The organism is Mycobacterium sp. (assembly GCF_052145595.1).
In the GTDB taxonomy this organism is placed as follows: Bacteria; Actinomycetota; Actinomycetes; order Mycobacteriales; family Mycobacteriaceae; genus Mycobacterium.
This window is the reverse complement of the sequence record NZ_JBKQOI010000058.1, coordinates 1-7,665: the sequence shown is the minus strand read 5'-3', so window position 1 is coordinate 7,665 and position 7,665 is coordinate 1. Positions and strand designations below refer to the sequence as shown.

Here is a 7,665-nt window from a genome sequence, read left to right as displayed (position 1 = left end):
CCATGGCGATAGTCGGCGGCGTGCTGGGCGCGGTATCCGGGGCAGTGTCGGTGGCCGGGCGGGCGGTTCTGGAACCCGCGTCGACGGTTTCGGGGATCGTCGGCTACGCCCTGTCGGGTATGCGGGTGATCAACCGGGCCGCCGAGCCGTCACCGCTGCTGCGCCGGCGCAGCCTGGCCACCCGCACCGAAGCGATCGACATCCCGCTCTCCGACCTGCACAAGGCCGCGAAAGCCGGCGGGGGATCGATCAACGACGCCTATCTCGCCGGTCTGTGTGGCGCGTTGCGCCGCTACCACGAGGCGCTTGGTGTGCCGATCAGCACGCTGCCGATGGCGGTTCCGGTGAGCCTGCGGGCCGATGCCGACACGGCCGGCGGCAACCGGTTCACCGGCGTCAACGTGGCGGCGCCGTTGGGTACCGCCGACCCGGTCTCCCGGATGAAGAAGATCCGTGCGCAGATTACGCAGCGCCGCGACGAGCCCGCGATGAACATCATCGGGTCCATCGCACCGGTGCTGAGTGTGTTGCCGACCGCGGTGCTGGAGGGGATAACCGCCTCGGTAGTCGGCTCCGACGTGCAGGCCAGCAATGTGCCCGTCTACCCGGGAGACACTTACATCGCCGGCGCAAAGGTCTTGCGGCAGTACGGTATCGGTCCGCTGCCCGGCGTGGCGATGATGGTGGTGCTGATTTCCCGGGGTGGGTGGTGCACCATCACCGTGCGCTATGACAGGGCGTCGGTGCGAAACGAGGCGTTGTTCGCGCAATGCCTGTTGGAGGGTTTCGACGAGATCCTGGCGCTGGCCGGTGACCCGGCACCCCGCGCGGTGCCCGCGTCGTTTTCCGCCGAGCCGGCCGGTTCGGCGTCTCGATCGGTGTCGGGCTCATGAGCGTCTCCAAAGAACAGGCCGAAGCCCGCGGTACCCCAAAGACCGGTAAGCCCGTGCCGGACATGCGGTTGCCGGGCTCGGTCGCCGAGATCATGGCCAGTCCTCCCGGACCCAAGATCGGTGCGTTTTTCGACCTGGATGGGACGCTGGTCGCGGGCTTCACTGCCGTCATCCTGACTCAGGAGCGCCTACGGCGCCGCGACATGGGTGTGAGTGAGCTGCTCGGCATGGTCCAGGCCGGTCTGAGCCACACGCTCGGGCGCATCGAGTTCGAAGACCTCATCGGCAAGGCCGCCGCGGCGCTGGCCGGGCGGCTGCTGGACGACCTGGAGGAAATCGGCGAGCGACTCTTTGTCCAGAGGATCGAGTCGCGGATCTACCCGGAAATGCGTGAGCTGGTGCGGGCCCACGTGGCGCGTGGCCACACCGTGGTGCTCAGCTCATCGGCCCTGACCATCCAGGTCAACCCGGTGGCGCGCTTCCTCGGGATCTCCAACATGCTCACCAACAAGTTCGAGACCAACGAAGACGGGTTGCTCACCGGCGACGTGCAGAAGCCGATCTTGTGGGGGCCCGGCAAAGCTGCCGCGGTACAGCGGTTCGCCGCCGAGCACGACATCGATCTCAAGGACAGCTACTTCTACGCCGACGGTGACGAGGACGTCGCGCTGATGTACTTGGTCGGCAATCCGCGGCCCACCAATCCCGAAGGGAAGATGGCCGCCGTGGCCAAGCGCCGGGGCTGGCCGATTCTGAGATTCAACAGTCGCGGTCCCGTGGGCCTCCGGCGACAGCTGCGAACACTCGCCGGCGTCGGCTCGATGTTCCCGGTTGCCGCCGGCGCGGTGGGGATCGGTGTGCTAACCCGCAACCGGCGGCGCGGTGTCAACTTCTTCACCTCCACCTTTTCCCAATTGCTGCTGGCGACCGCTGGAGTGCACCTCAACGTCATCGGGAAGGAGAACCTGACCGCACAGCGACCGGCGGTGTTTATCTTCAATCACCGCAACCAGGTTGACCCGATCATTGCCGGTGCGCTGGTGCGCGACAACTGGGTTGGCGTGGGCAAGAAGGAACTGCAAAAGGACCCGATCATGGGTCCGCTCGGCAAGTTGCTGGATGGTGTGTTCATCGACCGCGACGATCCCGTCGCCGCGGTGGAGACGATGCACACGGTCGAAGAGCGGGCCAAGAACGGGCTCTCGATTGTGATCGCCCCGGAAGGCACCCGGGTGGACACCACCGAAGTCGGGCCGTTCAAGAAGGGGCCGTTCCGCATCGCGATGTCGGTGGGGATCCCGATCGTCCCGATCGTGATCCGCAACGCGGAGCTCGTCGCCGCTCGAAACTCCACCGTGATCAATCCGGGCACCGTCGACGTCGCGGTGTTCCCGCCACTTTCGTTGCAGGACTGGACAGTTGAGACGCTTCCCGAGCGCATCGCAGAGGTGCGTCAGCTGTATCTGGACACGCTAACCAGCTGGCCCGCTAAAGAGCTGGGCGAACTGCCCGCCGTCGATCTGTACGCCGAGAAAAAGGCGGCGAAAAGAGCCACGACCCGGGCCGCCAAAACTCCCGCGAAGAAGGCGGCTCCCAAAGCCGCGGCGAAGAAGACTGCGACCAAGACCGCGACTAAGGCAAGGCCGGCCAAGGCGAGCCCGGATGCGTCCAGGGCCGCACTCAAAGGCGGTGAGGCACAACAGCCCAGCACGGCCGGAACCGTCAACGGTGAATCGCCGAGCTCGCCGCCCAGAGGGCGGCCGTGACCAAGCCGGCCGCGGATACCGGCGCAGTCCTGACCGCGCAGGACTCGCTGGTGTTGGCGTCCATGGCCTCGCCGGTCGAGATGGAGCTGGTCATGGCCTGGGTAGACCGGCAGCGCGCCGGCAACCCGGAAGCGAACTTCGACGTATTGCAACTGCCGCAACCCGATTCGCCGCCGACGGCGCTGACGGCGTTGGTGGCGCAACTCGAGCCCGGCCCGGAATCCAATGACGACCGTTCCATCGTGCCGGTACGGGTGTTCTGGCTGCCACCGCCGGATCGCGGCAGGATCGCCAAGGTGGCCGGGCTGCTGCCGGGCCGGGATCCCTACCACCCCAACCAACGTCAACAACGCCACATCCTGCGCACCGATCCGCACCGCGCGCGGGTCGTGGCCGGCGAGCCGGCCAAGGTGTCCGAACTCCGCCAGCAATGGCGCGACACCACCGTCGGAGAAAACCAGCGCGACTTCGCCCACTTCGTCATTCGCCGCGCCATCTTGGCATTGGAACGCGCCGAGTACCGGATTCTTGGTCCGCACTACAAGTCTCCGCGGCTGGTGAAGCCAGAGATCCTGGCGTCCACGCGATTTCGTGAAGGCTTGAAGAAGATCCCGGGCGCAACCGTCGAAGAAGCCGGGAAGATGCTCGACGAACTCGCCACCGGGTGGAGCCGGGTGTCCGTCGACCTGGTCGGCGTCCTCGGCAGGGCGCTCAGCCGCGGATTCGATCCGGAAATCGACTACGACGAATATCAGGTCGCGGCCATGCGCACCGCGCTGGAAGCCCACCCGGCGGTGCTGCTGTTCTCCCACCGCTCCTACATCGACGGCGCGGTGGTGCCGGTGGCGATGCAGGAGAACCGGCTCCCACCGGTGCACGTGTTCGCCGGCATCAACCTGTCGTTCGGTGTGATGGGACCGCTGCTGCGCCGCTCCGGCGTCATCTTCATCCGCCGCAACATCGCCGGCGACCCGCTCTACAAGTACGTCCTGCGCGAATACGTCGGCTACATCGTCGAGAAACGGTTCAACCTCAGCTGGTCCATCGAGGGCACCCGCTCGCGTACCGGAAAGATGCTGCCGCCCAAGCTGGGTCTGCTGTCCTATGTGGCCGACGCCTATCTGGACGGCCGCAGCGAAGACATCCTGCTGCAGCCGGTGTCGATCGGCTTCGATCAGCTCCACGAGACCGCCGAGTACGCCGCCTACGCCCGCGGCGGCGAGAAGACGCCGGAGGGCGTCGTCTGGCTGTACAACTTCATCAAGGCGCAGGGCGAACGCAACTACGGCAAGATCTATGTCCGCTTCCCCGAGGCGGTCTCGATGCGGCAGTACCTCGGTCCGCCGCACTGTGCGCTCGCGCAGGATCGGGATGCCAAACGGCTTGCGCTGCAAAAGATGTCGTTCGAGGTCGCCTGGCGGATCTTGCGGGCGACGCCGGTGACGGCGACGGGTTTGGTCTGCGCGTTGCTGCTGACCACCCGCGGCGCCGCGCTGACGCTCGATCAGCTGCGCCACACCTTGCAGGACTCCCTCGACTATCTCGAGCGCAAGCACACCCCGACGTCGACCAGCGCTTTGCGGCTGCGCACGCGCGACGGGGTGCGCGCCGCGGTCGACGCGTTGTCCAACGGGCACCCGATCACCCGGGTCGACAGCGGTCGGGAGCCGGTATGGCTCATCGGACCCAACGAGCAGCACGCCGCGGCGTTCTACCGGAACTCGGTGATCCACGCCTTCCTCGAGACCTCGATTGTCGAACTCGCACTGGCGCACGCCGGGCGGGTCGAGGGTGACCGCATCGAGGCTTTCTGGGCCCAGGCGATGCGGCTGCGGGACCTGCTGAAGTTCGATTTCTATTTCGCCGACTCGGCCGCGTTTCGGGACAACATCGCCGAAGAGATGGCGTGGCACGACGACTGGGAAGCGCACGTCGCCGCCGGGGGAGACGAGGTCGACGCGATGCTGTTCGCCAAGCGTCCGTTGATGTCGGACGCGATGTTGCGGGTGTTCTTCGAAGCGTATGAGATTGTCGCCGACGTGTTGCGCGATGCGCCGGCCGACGTCGGTCAGAAAGAGCTGACGGCGTTAGCGCTAGGGATCGGCCGGCAATACGTGGCCCAGACCAGGGTCCGTAGCAGCGAATCGGTATCGATGCTGCTGTTCGCCACCGCGTACCAGGTTGTGCTCGACCAGGATCTGATCGCGCCGGCGGCCGATCTCGCCGATAGGCGGACCGCGTTCCGGCGGGAATTGCGGGACATTTTGCGGGATTTTGACCACGTCGGGCGGATCGCACGGAATCAGTTCGTCGCCCGCGAGGCCAAAGCGCGTCAGGGCCGTCTGGACGGCCAAACCCGGTAGCCGGGATGCCCGCCAATACCCTGGATACATGACGGTTGCCCCGCCCGCCGGAAAGGCCTCCAGCGAGGCCTTTCCCAAGCCGCGTGCGCTGGTGTGGCCGCCGTTGATCGGTGTCGCGGTGCTGGCGGGCTGCACGGCGGCCGGAATAGGAGCGCTCTCGCTGGCGGGCGCGCTGAGCGCCACCGGTTTGCCCGATCCGGGCCCGGCAACCACGCTGGGGCTGCCGTTCGTCCGGGCGGCGGGGGAGATCGCCGCGGTGCTGGCCGTCGGGTCGTTTCTGTTCGCGGCGTTCCTGGTGCCGCCGCAAAGCAGCGGCGTCCTCGACGCCGGTGGATATCGCGCGCTTCGGCTGGGGACGTTGGCGTCGGGGGTGTGGGCGGTGTGTGCGGCCCTGCTGGTCCCGCTGACCATCTCCGACGTGTCCGGTCAACCGTTGGTCGATCACCTCAACCCGGTGACGATCTGGTCGCTGGCTTCAGTGATCAACACCGCCTCCGCTTGGCGCTGGACGGCCGTCCTGGCCGCAGTGGTCACGCTGGCGAGTTTGTCGGTGCTGCGCTGGTCATGGACGCCGCTGCTGCTCGCCGGGTCGTTGGTGACGCTGATTCCGCTCGGACTGACCGGTCACTCGTCGGCGGGCGGGTCGCACGACCTGGCCACCAACAGCCTGCTGATCCACCTCGTCGCCGCCAGCCTGTGGGCCGGCGGTCTGCTCGCCCTGCTTGCCCACGCACTGCGCGACGGTGACCACATCGGCCTGGCGGCACGGCGTTTCTCGACGATTGCGCTGTGGTGTTGGATCGCGATGGCGCTCAGCGGGTTGGTGAACGCACTGGTGCGAATCTTGCCGGCTGACCTGCTGACCACCGGTTACGGGCGGCTGGTGTGCGCCAAGTTCATCGCGCTGTGCTTGCTGGGCGTCGTCGGCTGGCGCCAGCGGCGCGCGGGAGTTGCTGCGCTGCAAGCAGATCCGGATCGCCCCCAAGCGCGCGGCGCCCTGGTCCGGTTGGCGCTGATCGAAGCCGCGGTGTTTGGCCTCACCTTCGGCATTGCCGTCGGGCTGGGCCGCACCGCGCCGCCACCGCCCCCGAGTCGGCTGCCGTCGATTCCCGAAGCCGAAATCGGCTACGACTTCGACGGGCCGCCCACGGTGGCGCGCATCCTGTTCGACTGGCGTTTCGACCTCATCTTCGGCACCGCCGCGATCGTGTTGGCCGCGCTCTACGTGGCGGCGGTGCTGCGGCTGCGCCGCCGGGGCGACAGCTGGCCGCCGGGCCGGATCCTGGCCTGGCTGCTCGGCTGTCTGTCGTTGCTGTTCGTGACGTCGTCGGGGGTCGGTCGCTACATGCCGGCGATGTTCAGCATGCACATGGTCGCGCACATGGGGCTCTCGATGCTGGTCCCCATCCTGCTGGTGCTGGGCGCTCCGGTCAGCCTGGCGTTGCGCGCACTGCCTGCGGCGCGCCGCAACGATCCGCCCGGTATGCGGGAATGGCTGCTGGCGGCGCTGCACAGCCGCTACGCGCGGTTCGTCACCAACCCCGTGGTCGCCACCGTGCTGTTCGTCGCCGGGTTTTACGGGCTGTACCTGTCGAACCTTTTCGGCACCGCGGTGGGCAGTCACGCCGGACATGTGGCGATGAACATGCACTTTCTGCTCAGCGGCTACGTGTTCTACTGGATCGTCATCGGGGTGGACCCCACGCCGCGGCCCATCCCGCCGCTGGCCAAGGTGGGCGTGGTGTTCGCGTCGCTGCCGCTGCACGCGTTCTTCGGCGTGGTGATGATGGGCACCCACAAGGTGCTCGGCGCCGACTATTACCGCTCGCTGGGTTTGAGCTGGCACACCGACCTGCTGGGTGATCAGCGATTGGGCGGTGGCATCGCCTGGGCGGCGGGGGAACTGCCCCTGGTGATCGTGATGCTCGCGCTGCTCGTGCAGTGGGCGCGCAGCGATAAGCGCACCGCCCGGCGGTTGGACCGGGCCGCCGAACGCGACGACGACGCCGAGCTGACCGCCTACAACGCGATGCTGGCCGAGCTCGCGCGGCGCGAAGCGCCGGGGCGCTCGCACCAATCGGCGGACTGATCCACAGTCGCGATTCCTTCCACAGGTGCAGCCCGCCGGGCCGGCCTTGGCGCTGTTTTGCCGTGCGATCCGTCGGTGGCGTCGGGCTGAATGGCGGCCGGAAAGGGCGGTGACCCGTTCACTGAGCCCCTTACCAGCCAGAGAAATGCAATCGAGAAGGGATCAGCCAATGTTCGAAACCCCGCTTACCGTGGTCGGTCACATCGTCAACGACCCCCAGCGTCGCAAGGTCGGCGATCAGGAACTCATCAAGTTCCGGGTGGCCAGCAATTCGCGACGGCGCACCGCTGACGGCGGCTGGGAGCCGGGTAACTCGCTGTTCATCACCGTCAATTGTTGGGGCAAGTTGGTCACCGGGGTGGGCGCCGCATTGGGCAAGGGCGCACCGGTGATCGTGGCGGGCCACGTGTACACCAGCGAGTATGAGGACCGGGACGGCAATCGCCGTTCGTCGCTGGAAATGCGGGCGATCTCGGTCGGCCCCGACCTGTCCCGCGTCATCGTGCGCATCGAGAAGCCCGGGTACACCGGTCCCGACGCGGAGCCCGCCCCGG

Annotated in this window: 5 protein-coding genes; all 5 read left to right on the top strand. The window is 67.3% G+C overall.

All coding sequences use genetic code 11. The features are described 5' to 3' along the window. A partial coding sequence (locus tag ACLP4W_RS03985) for a WS/DGAT domain-containing protein (protein ID WP_442384339.1) occupies positions 1–893 on the top strand: 893 nt, incomplete at its 5' end. Further along, positions 890–2,659 carry an HAD-IB family hydrolase gene (locus ACLP4W_RS03980; RefSeq protein WP_442384338.1) on the top strand — a complete coding sequence of 590 codons (1,770 nt, stop codon included), beginning with the start codon at positions 890–892 and terminating at the stop codon, positions 2,657–2,659. The genes ACLP4W_RS03985 and ACLP4W_RS03980, both read left to right, overlap by 4 nt. Then, a complete protein-coding gene (locus tag ACLP4W_RS03975; protein WP_442384336.1) occupies positions 2,656–5,022 on the top strand; it encodes a glycerol-3-phosphate 1-O-acyltransferase in 2,367 nt (788 codons plus the stop codon). The genes ACLP4W_RS03980 and ACLP4W_RS03975 overlap by 4 nt, the downstream gene beginning before the upstream one ends. Before the next feature lie 28 nt (positions 5,023–5,050). Continuing rightward, the gene (locus ACLP4W_RS03970) at positions 5,051–7,111 is read left to right on the top strand and encodes a cytochrome c oxidase assembly protein (RefSeq protein ID WP_442384334.1); all 2,061 of its coding nucleotides are present in this window, start codon (positions 5,051–5,053) and stop codon (positions 7,109–7,111) included. Positions 7,112–7,280: 169 nt separating this feature from the next. Next, the coding region (locus ACLP4W_RS03965; protein ID WP_442384332.1) for a single-stranded DNA-binding protein at positions 7,281–7,665 on the top strand (385 nt) is incomplete at its 3' end.